Annotated in this window: 13 protein-coding genes; 4 read left to right on the top strand and 9 right to left on the bottom strand. The window is 61.3% G+C overall.

Annotated elements, in window-relative coordinates; all coding sequences use genetic code 11:
• Positions 1-56: 56 nt before the first annotated feature.
• Together ACKZ62_RS12110 and ACKZ62_RS12105 are read left to right on the top strand one after the other, a co-directional pair.
• Positions 57-971: a GGDEF domain-containing protein gene (locus ACKZ62_RS12110; RefSeq protein ID WP_032889407.1), complete on the top strand. Its 915-nt coding sequence runs from the start codon at positions 57-59 to the stop codon at positions 969-971.
• 1 nt (position 972) lies between these two features.
• Positions 973-2010: an AraC family transcriptional regulator gene (locus ACKZ62_RS12105; RefSeq protein WP_447096723.1), complete on the top strand. Its 1038-nt coding sequence runs from the start codon at positions 973-975 to the stop codon at positions 2008-2010.
• Here the strand turns inward: ACKZ62_RS12105 and ACKZ62_RS12100 are convergent.
• From ACKZ62_RS12100 to ACKZ62_RS12075, 6 genes are all read right to left on the bottom strand, one after another.
• The gene (locus tag ACKZ62_RS12100) at positions 1997-2878 is read right to left on the bottom strand and encodes a LysR family transcriptional regulator (protein WP_447096722.1); all 882 of its coding nucleotides are present in this window, start codon (positions 2876-2878) and stop codon (positions 1997-1999) included. The genes ACKZ62_RS12105 and ACKZ62_RS12100 overlap by 14 nt on opposite strands.
• 179 nt (positions 2879-3057) lie before the next feature.
• On the bottom strand, positions 3058-3675 hold the full coding sequence (gene ycaC / locus ACKZ62_RS12095; protein WP_032889415.1) for an isochorismate family cysteine hydrolase YcaC: 618 nt from the start codon (positions 3673-3675) through the stop codon (positions 3058-3060).
• 21 nt (positions 3676-3696) lie between these two features.
• Positions 3697-5535: an amidohydrolase gene (locus tag ACKZ62_RS12090; RefSeq protein WP_181639940.1), complete on the bottom strand. Its 1839-nt coding sequence runs from the start codon at positions 5533-5535 to the stop codon at positions 3697-3699.
• Entirely contained in the window at positions 5532-6122 is a 591-nt protein-coding gene (locus ACKZ62_RS12085; protein WP_122681833.1) for an antibiotic biosynthesis monooxygenase, read from the bottom strand. The genes ACKZ62_RS12090 and ACKZ62_RS12085 overlap by 4 nt, the downstream gene beginning before the upstream one ends.
• 88 nt (positions 6123-6210) lie before the next feature.
• Positions 6211-6798: an NUDIX domain-containing protein gene (locus tag ACKZ62_RS12080; protein ID WP_447096721.1), complete on the bottom strand. Its 588-nt coding sequence runs from the start codon at positions 6796-6798 to the stop codon at positions 6211-6213.
• A 35-nt stretch (positions 6799-6833) separates the two neighbouring features.
• Positions 6834-7679 (bottom strand): SDR family NAD(P)-dependent oxidoreductase, encoded by an 846-nt coding sequence (locus ACKZ62_RS12075; RefSeq protein WP_447096720.1) that lies wholly within the window; start codon positions 7677-7679, stop codon positions 6834-6836.
• A 162-nt stretch (positions 7680-7841) separates the two neighbouring features.
• Here ACKZ62_RS12075 and ACKZ62_RS12070 point away from each other — a divergent pair, with 162 nt between their 5' ends.
• Positions 7842-8768, top strand: a complete 927-nt coding sequence (locus tag ACKZ62_RS12070) for an alpha/beta hydrolase (RefSeq protein WP_032889428.1) — start codon at positions 7842-7844, stop codon at positions 8766-8768.
• Positions 8769-8960: 192 nt separating this feature from the next.
• Here ACKZ62_RS12070 and ACKZ62_RS12065 read toward each other — a convergent pair whose 3' ends face one another.
• On the bottom strand, positions 8961-10121 hold the full coding sequence (locus ACKZ62_RS12065; RefSeq protein ID WP_032889430.1) for an alpha-hydroxy acid oxidase: 1161 nt from the start codon (positions 10119-10121) through the stop codon (positions 8961-8963).
• Positions 10122-10242: 121 nt separating this feature from the next.
• Between ACKZ62_RS12065 and ACKZ62_RS12060 the strand changes: the two genes are divergently transcribed.
• The gene (locus ACKZ62_RS12060; RefSeq protein ID WP_099602245.1) at positions 10243-11028 is read left to right on the top strand and encodes a DeoR/GlpR family DNA-binding transcription regulator; all 786 of its coding nucleotides are present in this window, start codon (positions 10243-10245) and stop codon (positions 11026-11028) included.
• On the opposite strand, the gene ACKZ62_RS12055 is transcribed toward ACKZ62_RS12060, so the two are convergent.
• Together ACKZ62_RS12055 and ACKZ62_RS12050 are read right to left on the bottom strand one after the other, a co-directional pair.
• A complete protein-coding gene (locus ACKZ62_RS12055) occupies positions 10993-11730 on the bottom strand; it encodes a DUF72 domain-containing protein (protein WP_241150244.1) in 738 nt (245 codons plus the stop codon). The genes ACKZ62_RS12060 and ACKZ62_RS12055 overlap by 36 nt on opposite strands.
• Positions 11727-12158 (bottom strand): hypothetical protein, encoded by a 432-nt coding sequence (locus ACKZ62_RS12050; RefSeq protein WP_032889435.1) that lies wholly within the window; start codon positions 12156-12158, stop codon positions 11727-11729. Before ACKZ62_RS12050 ends, ACKZ62_RS12055 begins: the two co-directional genes overlap by 4 nt.
• Positions 12159-12435 lie beyond the last annotated feature (277 nt).

The following is a 12435-nucleotide window of genomic DNA, read 5'->3' as shown; positions in this document are numbered from 1 at the left end:
TCACATCCATCTGCTGTGCTGGCGCCCATCGCTCATTCGCCCAAGGACCCGCGGCCATGTTTTCCGTGCTCAAACCTCATCGCTGGAAACTCGCGCTCTTGCTCATTGCCGCCAACGCCGGGCTGATCCTGCACCTGGCCTGCGGCGAGTTGAAGAGCGTCAGCGAGTGGGTCTGGCTGGATATTTTCGGCGAAGGCGGTTCCGCCCTGCTCGCCCTGGTGTGGCTGGGCCTGGTGCTCAAAAGCCGCCCCGCCGGGCGCGTCACCAATTACCTGGCGCTGGGGCTGTCGTGCATCTTCTTTTCGTGGTGGATCGACAGCCTCGATGAGTTTATCCGCCTGCCCGACAGCATCACCTGGGACCACTGGCTGGAATCCGGCCCGATGCCAGTGGGCATGATTCTGCTGACCATCGGCATCTACCACTGGCACCGCGAACAACTGGCGATCAGCGCGCAGATGGAAAAGCGCGAACGGCTGTTTCGCGAGCACCGGCTGTTCGACAAACTCACGCCCCTGGCCGGTGCCGACTACCTCAAGCGCCAATTGGCCGACAGCCTGCACGACAGCCGCGAACAGCAACAACCGCTGTCACTGCTGGCCCTGGACCTGGACAACTTCGCCGCCATCAACCAGGCCTACGGGCATGCCGAAGGTGACGCCGTGCTCCAGGCCCTCAGCCATTTGTTGTTGCTCAATCTGCGCCGCCAGGACTTGCTTTGTCGACTGGCCGGTGACCGCTTTGTGGTGCTGCTGCCCAACACCGGCGAGCGCCAGGCCAAAGAGCTCGCGCTGGAGTTGCAGCAAGCGGTACATGGCCTGGCCCACAAAACCCGGCAACAGGGCGAACGCCTGCAACTGGCGGCGACCACAGCAGTGGTGATGGCCCTGGACGAGCCGCCCCAGGACTTGCTCAAGCGCCTGAACCTGGCGTTGGCCAGGGCCAAGCAACCTCTCGCGAAAAGCGCCTGAGATGGCGGTGAAAATCAACTGGTATGAGGCCGACAGCCGCTTCATACCAGGGCACAACCAACCGGCCACGCTGATTGACCTGGCCCTGTCCCGTGACATCGACAGCCATCGTTTGCTGCGCGGCACCGGGCTGTTCCACGAGGACATCCTGGCGGGAACGGCGCGCTTGAGCCCGCAGCAGTTCCTGGCACTGATCGGTAACAGTCGAAAGCTCCTGGATGCCGACGACAGCAGTTTTCTGTTGGGCCAGCGCTTGCTGCCCGGCTATTACGGCGCAGCCAGCCATGCCTTGGGCCATGCACAGAATCTGCATCAGGCGCTGGAGATCCTTATTCAGCAACAGGTGCTGCTCAGCCCGTTGGTCACCCTGCAAGTGGAGCTGGATGAGCACCACGCCTACCTGTATTGGTTGGACAGTTGCGGCGCTGGCGAGCAGTGGCGGTTTCTGCTGGAAGCGAGCATGACGTCGCTGGTTGCCATGAGCCAATGGCTCAGCGGCGAGCGTCTGCCGTGGGTGTGCAGTTTCAGCCATGCCGAGCCGCGTTATGTCGAGCAGTATTGGGTGCATCTGGGCGAAGAGACGCGCTTCGAGCGCCCGCTGGACATGATGTGCATCCCCCGCGAACACCTCACCCGCGCCTGGCCCGGGGCTTCGGCTACCGCCGGCCAGGTCGCGCGCCAGCAAGCTCGCGAACAGATCGAACATTTGGGCTTTGCCGGCAGTTTTCTCGATTGCCTCTACGACTATTTGCGCGAGCAGGTGCGCCAACCGCCGAGCCTGGAACAGGCGGCCCAGGCCTTCGCCATGAGCCCAGCGACCCTCAAGCGCAAACTGCACAAACACCACACCGGCTTTCAGCAGCAAGTGGACCGGGTACGCAAACAGGTGGCGCTGCACCTGTACCAGGTCAAGGGCTACAGCAATGATGAAGTGGCGGCGTACCTGAACTTCAATGATGCGGCGAACTTTAGACGCTCATTCAAGCGCTGGACTGGCAGCACCCCGAACCTGATCCGCCAGTTGTTCAACAGCCGCTAGCCAGGCGCTCGCGCAGGAACTCCACCAACGCCTGCACCGGCCGCGAGCTTTGCCGATGTTGGGGATAGACCGCCGACAAGGTCAGGGCTTCGGGGGCGAAGTCGTCGAGAATGGTGATCAGGCGACCGTCCTTCAACGCGTCGCCAACGATAAAGGTCGGCAGGTAAGTGACGCCCAGCCCGGCGATGGCGGTGTCACGCAACAGCTCACCGTTATTCACGCGCATGCGACCGCTGACATTCAGCGCCTGCACCTTGCCCTTGAAGCGCCATTGCACTTGACGGCCATGGCCGTAAGGCAGGCAGTCGTGTTGAGCCAGATCATCGGGTTGCAAGGGTGTGCCGCGCATAGCCAGGTAGTCGGGGCTGGCGCAATACACCCGCTGGATGCTGGCGATACGGCGGGCGATCAGGGTGGAGTCTTCCAGGGTGCCGATGCGCAACACCAGGTCGTAGCCTTCGCCGATCAGGTCCACGGGGCGATCGCTGAGGTCGACTTCCACCGACACTTGGGGATGGCGCTGCAAAAACTGCGGTAACAGGCAACCCAGGTGCGCCATGGCAAACGACAACGGCGCGCTGAGGCGAATGGTGCCGCGCGGTTCGCTGTTCTGGCCGGCGATGCCCTGCTCCACTTGCTCGACTTCACCGAGCAGGCGCAAGGCGGATTCGTAGTAGCTCTGGCCCAGGGGCGTGACATCCAGCCGGCGCGTCGAGCGGTTGAGCAGGCGCACGCCGAGGCGATCTTCCAGCTGGATCAGGCGGCGGCTGACGAATTGCTTAGACAGGCCCAATTGTTCGGCGGCAGCGGTGAAGCTGCCGGATTCCATGACCTGGCAGAACAGGCGCATGTCTTCGAAGGGGTTCATTGTCGCTTCTCGGTGGACGATGGGCTGATTTATAACTGGATGGTCGCAACACCACAAATCAAATGTGGGAGGGGGCTTGCCCCCGATTGCGGTGTGTCAGTCTCAATAGCTTTGACTGAGGCACCGCTATCGGGGGCAAGCCCCCTCCCACATTGATCACCTACAGGCTTGAAAACCGGTTACTTGGCAGTAAACGCCGAGTAGCTGTTCATCAGGTTGCGGTAGTTGGGGATGCGCGGCGACAGCAGGTTGGCCAGGCCTTCCATGTCGTTGCGCCAGTCCACTTGCAGCTCGCAGGCCACGGAGAACCAGTTCACCAGTTGGGCGCCGGCGGCGGTCATGCGCGCCCAGGCGGCTTGTTGCACGGTTTCATTGAAGGTCCCGGAAGCATCGGTGACGACGAACACTTCGAAGCCTTCAGCGAGGGCACACAGGGTCGGGAACGCTACGCACACGTCCGTCACTACACCGGCAATGATGATCTGCTTGCGGCCGGTGGCCTTGACCGCCTTGACGAAATCTTCGTTGTCCCAGGCGTTGATCTGGCCAGGACGGGCGATGTACGGCGCGTCCGGGAACAGTGCCTTGAGTTCTGGCACCAGTGGGCCGTTAGGACCGCCTTCAAAACTGGTGGTCAGGATGGTCGGCAGGTTGAAGAACTTCGCCACGTCGGCCAGGGCCAGCACGTTGTTCTTGAATTCGTTGGGGGAGAAATCCTGTACCAGGGAGATCAGGCCAGTCTGGTGGTCGACCAACAGTACGACGGCGTCATCTTTGTTCAAGCGCTTGTAAGTCATAGGTTAACTCCTTGGGGGGTTTTAAAAGGCAAAACACGAGCAGCCGAACGCACCCCAGAAACCCTGGAAGTCGCTAACCGGCACGCTGGAAAGACGGGCTTTCTCATGGCTGTGGGAATGCACGCCGCACGGGCCGCTGCATTGGTGTACTTGAGCTTGCAAAGGCGAATTTGGACGCCAGTGACCCGGCACCTTGACCACCGGCGACCAGTCCGGCAGCACCGGCACGCGCGGCGGTGCGTAGTCTTCGAAGTCGCCGGCGCCGTACACGACCTTGCCGCCCACCACGGTGAGCACTGACTCGATCCACTTGATGGCTTCTTCATCGACACTGAAGAAGTCCGCTGACAGCGCGGCGACGTCCGCCAATTGGCCGACCTTGATCTGGCCTTTCTTGCCCTGCTCGGACGAGAACCAGGCGCTGCCATGGGTGAACAGCTCCAGCGCGGTGAGGCGCGGCAGACCTTCGGCGTGCAGTTCCAGGCCGCCGACGGTACGGCCGCTGACCATCCAGTACAGCGAGGTCCAAGGGTTGTAGCTCGACACCCGTGTGGCGTCGGTGCCCGCCCCTACCGGCACGCCTTCGGCGAGCATGCGCTTGATCGGCGGCGTGGCTTCGGCAGCCTTGGCACCGTAGCGCTCGACAAAATACTCACCCTGGAACGCCATGCGGTCCTGGATCGCAATGCCGCCGCCGAGGGCTCGAACGCGCTCGATATTTTTCGGGGTGATGGTCTCGGCGTGGTCGAAAAACCACGGCAGCCCATTGAACGGGATGTCGCGGTTGACCTTTTCGAACACGTCGAGCATGCGCGAAATGGACTCGTCATAGGTGGCATGCAAGCGGAACGGCCAGCGTTGTTCCACCAGGTGGCGCACCACCGGTTCCAGCTCCTGCTCCATGGTCAGGGGCAGATCCGGGCGCGGCTCCAGGAAGTCTTCAAAGTCCGCCGCCGAGAACACCAGCATCTCGCCGGCGCCGTTATGGCGCAGGTAGTCATCGCCCTGATGCAGGGTGACGCTGCCGGTCCAGTTCTTGAAGTCGCTGAGTTCTTCCTTGGGCTTCTGGGTGAACAGGTTGTAGGCGATGCGCACCGTCAGCTGTTCGTCCTTGGCCAGTTGCTCGATCACCGCGTAGTCATCGGGGTAGTTCTGGAAACCGCCGCCAGCGTCGATGGCGCTGGTGAGGCCCAGGCGATTGAGTTCACGCATGAACTGGCGCGTGGAGTTGACCTGGTATTCCAGCGGCAGTTTCGGGCCCTTGGCCAGGGTCGAATACAGAATCATCGCGTTGGGCCGCGCCACCAGCATGCCGGTGGGGTTGCCGTTGCTGTCGCGCACGATCTCGCCGCCCGGCGGGTTCGGCGTGTCTTTGGTGTAGCCGGCCACGCGCAGGGCGGCGCGGTTGAGCAAGGCGCGGTCATACAGGTGCAGCACAAACACCGGCGTGTCCGGCGCGGCCTGGTTGAGCTCTTCCAGGGTCGGCATGCGTTTTTCGGCGAACTGGAATTCGTTCCAGCCGCCCACCACGCGCACCCATTGCGGCGTGGGCGTGCGGTCGGCCTGGTCCTTGAGCATGCGCAGTGCATCGGCCAGGGACGGCACGCCTTCCCAGCGTAGTTCGAGGTTGTAGTTCAGCCCGCCACGGATCAGGTGCAGGTGGGAGTCATTGAGGCCGGGAATCACGGTGCGGCCCTTGAGGTCGATGACCTGGGTGCCGCTGCCACGCAGGGCCATGGCCTCGCCATCGGTGCCGACGGCGACAAAGCGGCCCTGGCTGATGGCGACGGCGGTTGCGCGCGGGTTTTCACGGTCCACGGTGTGGAACTGGCCATTGAACAGAATCAGATCGGCGTTCATAGGGTTTCCTTTACAGAGGCTTCAAGCCAGGGTGCGAACAGGCGGGTAGCCGCCGGCATCAGCAGGTACACCACCAGCAGCACGATGGTCAGGGTGACCAGGAAGGTGGAGACCACGTAGTTGGACAGGAAAGGGTGCAGACGCAGGATGGGCCCCCAGATAAACGGCAACAGCAAGGTCTGCGGCAAAATCACAAACAGGCTGACGACCGCCTGTTTCCAGCGCGGCGGCTTGGCGGCGCTGTCGGCCAGGGGCGCGAACCAGAATTCGTTGGCCGCACCGATCTCGGTCTTGTCGCCATCGGCCAGCATCGGCGAAGCTTCGACAATCAGGGTTTTACGCTCGGGGGAGTCGAGCCAGGTTTCCAGGTCGTCGGTGGAGCGGTAGCGCAATACGCAAGTGAATAGCGCCAGGTTGTTCTGTTTGCTGCGCACCACGTCGACACCCAAGTGCCCTGGGCGCTCGCCGGCGATGCGCACAATCCGGCGCAGCCAGGCTTCGTAGTTGGCTTCCTGGCCTTGCTTGATCAAGTGTTTGACGACCAGGGTGACGACTTCGTCGGGTCCCGTCTGTGGTGCTGGGTCCATGGTGTGCCCCTCTGCCTTGAAATGTCAGCGATGAGGGGAGTTTGCCGCGGATGGGGGGTGGGAAAATTGGATGTACGTGCTGTTTAAGTCACCAGCCTTCTTTCAACATACGCAACTCCAGGTGCTGCAGCAGCATGATGGTCTTGCCGTCGGCGATCTCGCCGCTCTGCACCATCGCCAGGGCCTGCTCGAAGCCCAGTTCCAGCACCTCGATGTCCTCGCCCTCCTCTTCCAGGCCACCGCCACCACTGACCCGATCCCCCGGCTGGTATTCGCCGATAAAAAAGTGAATCCGCTCAGTGACCGAGCCTGGGCTCATGAACGCCGCGTAGACCTTCTCAACCCGCCCCACGCGATAACCGGTCTCTTCCTCGGCTTCCAGGCGAATACGCTCCTCGGGGCTGGCATTGTCCAGCAAGCCCGCCGCCGCTTCGATCAGGTAACCGTGATAGTCATTGACGAAGGTGGGCATGCGGAACTGGCGAATCAGCAACACGGTGCGTTGCGCGCGGTTGTACAGCAGGATGGTCGCGCCATTGCCTCGGTCGTACACCTCGCGGGTCTGAGCTTGCCAACTGCCGTCGCGACGACGCAGGTCGAAGCTGTATTTTTTCAGCAGGTACCAGTTGTCCGAGAGGGTCTCTTCGGCGGTGATGCGAACGGGGCTGTTGTCCATGGTCGGGCTCTTTGTTCCAAGGAGTAATCGGGGGTTCACGCTTGTTTGATGCGAGGCCACGCGGCCGCGACTTCTTCAGCACTGCCGGCGTTGATCCGCGCCAGGTTGCGCGGGTAGTCCACCCCGGGATTCTCAGTGAAGCGCGTTGCGGTGAATTGACCGTTGCTGGCCCGCAGGATGTAGCCCGTGTCCTCGCACAGCGTGGAGGCGAGAAACAATACCCCCGGGGTTACCAAATCCGGCTTGAGTTCGTCAGGTTCCTCGGTCACGCCCCACATCCGCGTCTTGGCCACCGGCGAGATCGCATTGACCCGGATGCCGGCCTCGGCGCCCTCATGGCTCAGCGCGTTCATGATCCCCAGTTGCGCCATCTTGCCAGCGCTGTAGGCCACCAGGCCGGTCTGCTCGTATTGTGCGTACATGGCGCGGTCGGACGTGGTGAGGATAATCCGTGGCGCGGTTGACCGCAGAAGGTGCGGCCACGCGTGCTTGCACAGCCAAAGTGGCGCGTAGAGGTTGATGTCCATGGCCCGCTGCAGGAACGCGGCATCCAGGTCTTGGATGTTCTGGTAACCCACCCAACCGGCGTTGTGAATAAGGATATCGAGTTGACCGAATGCCTCGATGGCGTACGCAACCAGTTGCTGACAGCCCTCGTTGGTGGACAAGTCACCGCCATGTCCGATCACCGCGAGCCCTTCGGCCTGCAAGGCTTCTGCCGCCGCCTGGACCACCGAGGTATCGTTGCCGGCGCCCACCTTGTCGGCGCCGATATCGCTGATCACCACCCGGGCACCGCCCAGGGCCAGTGCCCGTGCATAACTGAGTCCCAACCCCCGCGCACCGCCGGTGACGATGGCGGTTTTACCTGTGAAATCCATGTGCTTGCTCTCCTGTTCGGCCGCCTACCCTAACAACCGGTGTACGGGTTGTTCAATGCTGTAACACTTTGCAAGCAATCGCCGTGGGCGGCCGTCGAATTTATACCTGCCTGTGTAGGCCATCTGGTAAAACCCCAGCTTCACCTTTGTTCAGGAATCTTCATGCCCTCTCGTTTTCTATCGCGCCTGAGCCTGCGCTGGTTGCCCCTGCTGTGCATGGCGTTGTTGATCGTCGGCCTGCCGGTAGGGTGCAGCGTGCTGCAACACAAGGAGCGCGAACTGGTGTTTCGCATCGAACCGGGCACCGCCAGTTGGTACAGCGGCTTGCCCAAGGCGGTGCAGGAATTTGAACTCAAGCCCGCCAGTTTTAAGTCGGGGCAGAACATTCATGGTTGGTGGTACCCGGCGGACAAAAAGGACGCGCCAGCGATCCTCTACCTGCATGGCGTACGTTGGAACCTCACCGGGCAATTGTTCCGCATCGAGCAATTGCATGCCCTCGGCTATTCGGTTCTGGCCATCGACTATCGCGGCTTTGGCCAAAGCCGCGGCGAGCTGCCGTCGGAAACCACCGTGTACGAAGATGCGCGTATCGCCTGGGAACGTTTCCAAGTGCTGCAACCCGACCCGAGCAAGCGCCTGATCTACGGGCATTCCCTCGGTGGCGCGGTCGCCATCGACCTGGCTGCCGAACTGGGCAAGCAAACGCCTCGGCCGGTGCGCGGCCTGGTGATCGAATCCACCTTTACCTCCTTGGCAGACGTGGCGACGGCGGTGGCCAACACGTCGTTGCCGGTGCGCTGGTTGCTGTCGCAAAAGTTTGATTCCATCGACAAGATTGCCGACATCCATATGCCGTTGCTGGTGGTGCATGGCCTCGACGACCGCTACGTGCCGCCACGCTTCAGCCAGCAATTGTTTGAAGCTGCCCAGGAACCCAAGCGGCTGTTGCTGGTGCCCGGCGCCAGCCATAACAACAGCATGAGTCTGGCCGGTCGCAGTTATCGCCAGGCTCTCGACAACTTGATGCAGGCCAAGATGCCCGCCCACGTTGTCACGCACTCCGCGGAGCGCAAGGGCGAGTCATAAAACAGCTTTTCGGCACTGGGTTCGCGCTTGGCTGTCAAGCGCAAACCCTGCCCATACTGGGCCTCGCCGAAAGTTGATCAAATATTGACCGCGGGCTAAATCGCCATACCCGCCGGGGTCTTGCAAAGTTATCCACAGAGATACCCACGGTTTTCGTGGACAACTCTTTTCGTATTTTTACGATTTTTTTGCTCAAACAATGCTTTCGGGAAAGGTCCCCGGCAGCAAAATCTCACGGTTCACATCGCGTATATCGTTATAGCCACACAGCGCCATCGACACGTCCAATTCACGGGCGATGATGTCAAGTGCCTTGGTCACGCCCGCCTCACCCATCGCACCCAAACCATACAAATGCGCACGACCGATCATGGTGCCTTTAGCGCCGAGCGCCATCGCCTTGAGTACGTCCTGGCCGGAACGAATACCGCCATCGAGCCACACCTCGATACGCTCGCCTACCGCGTCGACAATCGCCGGCAACTGGCTGATGCTCGACGGCGCGCCGTCCAACTGACGGCCACCGTGGTTGCTCACCACCAAGGCATCCGCACCGGAATCAGCCGCCAGGCGCGCGTCTTCGACATCGAGGATGCCCTTGATGATCAACTTGCCGCCCCAGCATTTCTTGATCCACGCCACATCGTCCCAGCTCAGGCGCGGGTCGAATTGCTGGGCGGTCCAGGACGACAGCGAACTCATGTCCGCCACACCCTTCACATGCCCGACGATATTGCCGAAACCGCGCCGTTGGGTGCCGAGCATGCCCATCACCCAACGCGGTTTGGTCGCCATATTGAGGATATTCGGCAGGGTCAGTTTGGGCGGCGCAGACAGGCCGTTGATCAGGTCCTTGTGCCGTTGCCCCAGGATCTGCAAGTCCAGGGTCAGCACCAGCGCATCCACGCCAGCGGCCTTGGCGCGTTCGATCAGTTGCTCGACGAAGCCACGGTCACGCATCACATACAGTTGGAACCAGAACGGCTGGCCCACCTGTTCGGCGATGTCTTCAAGGGAGCAGATGCTCATGGTCGACAAGGTGTAGCGCAGGCCAAACCTGGCGGCAGCGCGGGCGGTGAGAATCTCGCCATCGGCATGCTGCATACCCGCCAGGCCGGTGGGAGCCAGGGCCACGGGCATGGCCATGTCCTGGCCGATCATAGCGGTGCGGATCGAGCGCTCATCAATGTTGCGCGCCACCCGCTGGCGGAATTTGATCCGGGCAAAATCGCTTTCATTCGCCCGGTAGGTGCTCTCAGTCCAGGAGCCGGAATCGGCATAATCGTAGAACATCCTTGGGACACGTTTTTGCGCCAGCTTGCGTAAATCTTCGATGGTTGTGATCAACGACATCTAGGTCACCTCTCCCTGAACTGAGCGCAGAGAGTAGCCGCACCACGGTCGCTCAACCAGTGATTGCGTTTATATCTACGGGCGACTAATCTCGCACAAACCCGCAAAAAAGCGCAAAAACATGCACGACACTCATCAAGCCATCGACCTGCCTTCCCTTCGCAAACAGAAGATTCTGTTGCTGCTGGAGCGCGACGGCAAAGTCACCGCCTCGGAACTGGTGGAACACTTTGCCGTGTCTCAGGACACCATCCGTCGTGACCTCGGCGAACTCGCCGCCGCCGGCCTGTTGCAGCGCGTACACGGCGGCGCCCTGCCTCGGCCCAAGGACACAGGCAAAGATTTTTTCACCCGTGTCGGCGAGACCAATGACGCTAAACGCCAACTCGCGCAGTTGGCCGCACAGAGGGTGGAAGACGGCCAGATTGTGCTGTTCGATTCCGGCTCGACCACGCTGCAGATCGCCCAGTCATTGCCGCGCGCGATCCGGCTGACGGTGGTCACAACCTCACCGATGATCGCCATTGCCTTGGCCGACCATCCCAATGTGACCGTGATTCTGGCCGGCGGCCAACTCAACCCGGCCACGCTGTCCACCGGCGGCCACGAAGCCGTACGCCTGATCCAGAGCATCAAGGCCGACCTGTTGTTTACCGGCGTATGCGCATTGCATCCGCAAGTAGGCATCAGCTCGCTGCACTTTGATGAAGTCGCGGTCAAGCAAGCCTTCCTCGACAGCGCTTCCCAGGTGGTTGCGGTGACCATGGCGGACAAACTCGGCGCGGTGGAGCCGTTTGTGGTGGCGCCGTGCAGCCGGATTCATACGTTGATTACCGAGTGGCATGTGCCGAGTGTGGAGGCGTACGAGCAGCTAGGGTTGGAAGTGTTGCGGGTTGAGGTCGAGTAGGTACAAGGCATCAGCCACCGCATGGCCGCTGGCGGTGTTGTCGAAAATGCACCAGGTAGGAATGCCATCTGCAGCAGACCGGCTCAGGTGCCTTGCGAACCCGAGTACACGCTCCGGGCCATAGGCGCTGTGATAGATGCGCGGTGATCCGTGCAGGCGCCAATAGCGCACGCCTTGCCATCCCGCGCAGGTGGGCGTGGCGTCGATCACGGGTGGGTCGACTGCCACCCGTCCTATGTGCAAATCCTGCAACATCGCCTCAGCTGCCAGCCAACTGGCGTGGCGCGGCTCAAGCACCACATTGCCGGCAAAACATCGGCGAACAGCCATGAAAAAGGCGCTGGCACTGGAGGGCTCATAGCTCAATGAGGGAGGCAGTTGCACCAGCAGGCAGCCCAGGTGTTCACGCAGTGGCGCGCACTGTTCGAGAAACTCATCCAGCGCAGCTTCACAACGCTGCAGGCCCAACTCGTGGGTAATACGCTTGGGCACCTTCACCGAAAAACGAAACGCAGACGGCACGGATTGGCCCCAACGTGCGTACGTTTTCGGCAGGTGTGGACGATAGAACGAGCTGTTGATCTCCACCGCGTTAAAGCGCGACGCGTAGCGCTGCAAATGCGTGCCCGCGTCGCTGAACGCCGGCCAGTGCTCACGCGGCAAGCTCCAGCCCGCACAGCCGACGTACAACAATCCCGTCAAAACAGGACCGCCGCCGCATCGCGCATGAAAATCTCGATGGTCTTGGGGCCTACGCCATCGAACTCGGCCAAGCGATTCTCAAACGCCTTGCGGTCTGCACTGGCGCGACGTACGTGAGTGATCTTTCCCCCGTAATCGGCGTTCAGCTTCGCGCTGAGGTCCAGCAGCCGCTGCGCAGTAGATTCGTCGTAGCGAACGTAATGGGCACGCCCCAGCATTGCCACCAACTCTCGCGACGTACAGTGCTGCAACTTGCGGGCAGTGTCGCGCCCCTGCTGCTCCACAATCACCCTGTATGCCTGTGCGGCAATGGGTGCCTGGATTCGCTTGCCCATCAGGAAACTGGCGATAAACCACTTGAACAAACCGCTGTCGTCCTCAGGCTTGAGTTCGATCCCCAATTCAGCAGCGGTAATCGCGCGCGCCATGCTTATTGACCCCGCTTGCGATCAGCCGTGGCGGCTGAGTCTGCACTTTTCCGTGCCTCTTGCGAGCTCATACGGTCAGGTGTTTTAACGGCAGTTAGGGGAGCGGCCACGGTATCTCTCCAAGCAATTAAGGGCGCACAAAAAATCGCGTCCTGTGTAAAGCAGAGCCCTGGGTATCTCGATAGTTCAAGGAAATTTCAGCGTAGAAATCGGCGCAAAAAAATTTAAACCTTTTGCCCACGCGCGCCCTCAACAGTCAGGTATCGGCGAAGCTGAA

This window comes from Pseudomonas sivasensis, from assembly GCF_052938085.1.
Note: the sequence above shows the minus strand (reverse complement) of the source record. Positions and strands in the feature narration are given on the sequence as shown.

Bases quoted from the DNA above. Each gene is read 5' to 3' on its own strand.
- ACKZ62_RS12110 (WP_032889407.1), top strand. From the start codon at position 57: ATGTTTTCCGTGCTCAAACCTCATCGCTGGAAACTCGCGCTCTTGCTC.
- ACKZ62_RS12105 (WP_447096723.1), top strand. From the start codon at position 973: ATGGCGGTGAAAATCAACTGGTATGAGGCCGACAGCCGCTTCATACCA.
- ACKZ62_RS12100 (WP_447096722.1), bottom strand. From the start codon at position 2,878: ATGAACCCCTTCGAAGACATGCGCCTGTTCTGCCAGGTCATGGAATCC.
- ycaC (WP_032889415.1), bottom strand. From the start codon at position 3,675: ATGACTTACAAGCGCTTGAACAAAGATGACGCCGTCGTACTGTTGGTC.
- ACKZ62_RS12090 (WP_181639940.1), bottom strand. From the start codon at position 5,535: ATGAACGCCGATCTGATTCTGTTCAATGGCCAGTTCCACACCGTGGAC.
- ACKZ62_RS12085 (WP_122681833.1), bottom strand. From the start codon at position 6,122: ATGGACCCAGCACCACAGACGGGACCCGACGAAGTCGTCACCCTGGTC.
- ACKZ62_RS12080 (WP_447096721.1), bottom strand. From the start codon at position 6,798: ATGGACAACAGCCCCGTTCGCATCACCGCCGAAGAGACCCTCTCGGAC.
- ACKZ62_RS12075 (WP_447096720.1), bottom strand. From the start codon at position 7,679: ATGGATTTCACAGGTAAAACCGCCATCGTCACCGGCGGTGCGCGGGGG.
- ACKZ62_RS12070 (WP_032889428.1), top strand. From the start codon at position 7,842: ATGCCCTCTCGTTTTCTATCGCGCCTGAGCCTGCGCTGGTTGCCCCTG.
- ACKZ62_RS12065 (WP_032889430.1), bottom strand. From the start codon at position 10,121: ATGTCGTTGATCACAACCATCGAAGATTTACGCAAGCTGGCGCAAAAA.
- ACKZ62_RS12060 (WP_099602245.1), top strand. From the start codon at position 10,243: ATGCACGACACTCATCAAGCCATCGACCTGCCTTCCCTTCGCAAACAG.
- ACKZ62_RS12050 (WP_032889435.1), bottom strand. From the start codon at position 12,158: ATGGCGCGCGCGATTACCGCTGCTGAATTGGGGATCGAACTCAAGCCT.